This is a genomic window from Clostridium tarantellae (assembly GCF_009295725.1).
Taxonomy (GTDB): domain Bacteria; phylum Bacillota; class Clostridia; order Clostridiales; family Clostridiaceae; genus Sarcina; species Sarcina tarantellae.
Genome location: NZ_WHJC01000484.1, coordinates 1 through 1,526, shown reverse-complemented (window position 1 = coordinate 1,526; position 1,526 = coordinate 1). Strand labels below are relative to the sequence as shown.

Here is a 1,526-nt window from a genome sequence, read left to right as displayed (position 1 = left end):
AACTTTTTTCCTTTTTATGTGGCAGTTTCTCATGCTTTTACTAAGGAAGATCAAAGACAGGGAAGATTTAGAATAGAAGCTAGTTGTGGAATACAAAATGCTAAAACTTCTAGTGATACTCAATATGTACCTGTAAATGTAACCTATATTGCTATAGCTTAGAAAGGAAGATTAATAATGAATACTAATTTATTAGAAAACAGCTCCATGGAAGATTTTAAAAATACCATGACTGTATTTTATAGAAAGAAAACAGGAGATATATTTCATATAGCTCCAGGAAGACAGGATTTTAATTTCTTTGGAGAAATAGGAGAGGATTATGAATTAATTTTAGATATGGTACAAATAAAAAGAGAAAAAATAATAATGGAAAACTGGAATAGTTTTAAGATAGATTTAAAAGAACTTACTCCAAAGTTTAAAGAAAATTTTAATAAGTACATATAGGAGGGTAATTAATGAATGAAGAACTAGTATTACATGAAATAGAAATACATGAGAAGAGATTAAATAATCATTCAGAAAGATTAGATAAATTAGAACAAACACAAGCTGAATTTAAAGTACATATTCAAAGCTTATGTGAAGATATAAAAAATTTAACAGGAGCCTTAAAGTGGTTATGTGGACTTCTAGGAACTTCTTTTCTAGGGTTCTTTTTTTATGTAATTCAGCACTTTTTAATAAAATAATAGAAAGAGGGAAAGCGTATGTATAATGAAATATCAGATACAATTTTAACAGCATTAACAGTAGGATTAGTAGGAATTTTAGTAGCCATTATAAAAAGTGTAGGGGATATAACTATAGAATATATTTCTAAGAAAAAAAAGGAGGTGGAACAAACTTTACAAATAAATAAACATGAAGAAGAAATAAAAACTGCTAAAGAAATTTGGCATATAGTAGAAGAAAAATATAGAATAAGTGAAAATATAGAAGATTTAGCTAATAAAAAAGCTAATGATTTTGATAAATTATTATTAGAAAAAATACCTTATCTTAAAGAATATCAAATTAAAGAAATAAGACAAGCCTTAGCAGGTGAAATAAATAAAGGTAAAGCCTTACTTCATGAAGATAATTTAAGAAAACAAGCTGAAGAATTAGTAAATAAAAATTCAGATCTTGAAAGAGAAAATATAGAGTTAAAAAATAAGTTACATAATATTTCATCAATTGCACCAGTAAAAGAGCAAAAACAATAGTTTTTGTTCTTTTTATTTATAGATAAAAAATTAAAAGGGGATGTATTAAATGGGAATAAATAAAAAAATAATTTCAACAATAATGGCTTTAGTATTACTTATAATACCTACAACTACCTGTCACGCTTTAAATTTAAGCACCCAATATATTAACCATAATAGAAGCCATCAGTATTTAAATCCAAAAGGTTTAGTTATTCATGATACAGATAATGAAGGAGCCACTGCACAAAATAACCATGATTATTTTAATAGAGTTTATGCAGGTGCTTCAGCACATTATTTTGTAGATTGGAATAAAGCTATTAAAACTAT

At 26.0% G+C, this 1,526-nt stretch carries 3 protein-coding genes and 1 pseudogene; all 4 read left to right on the top strand.

Annotation, left to right across the window (positions count from 1 at the left end):
* The first annotated feature begins 177 nt into the window (after nt 1-177).
* Nucleotides 178-450, top strand: coding sequence for a hypothetical protein (locus tag GBZ86_RS15810; RefSeq protein WP_152892246.1), 273 nt, complete (start codon nt 178-180; stop codon nt 448-450).
* Between the two features lie 11 nt (nt 451-461).
* Nucleotides 462-695, top strand: coding sequence for a hemolysin XhlA family protein (locus GBZ86_RS15805; protein WP_152892244.1), 234 nt, complete (start codon nt 462-464; stop codon nt 693-695).
* Between the two features lie 18 nt (nt 696-713).
* Nucleotides 714-1,211 (top strand): cobalt ABC transporter permease, encoded by a 498-nt coding sequence (locus GBZ86_RS15800; RefSeq protein WP_152892242.1) that lies wholly within the window; start codon nt 714-716, stop codon nt 1,209-1,211.
* Between the two features lie 49 nt (nt 1,212-1,260).
* Nucleotides 1,261-1,526, top strand: a pseudogene (locus GBZ86_RS15795) (hypothetical protein); the annotation flags it as partial.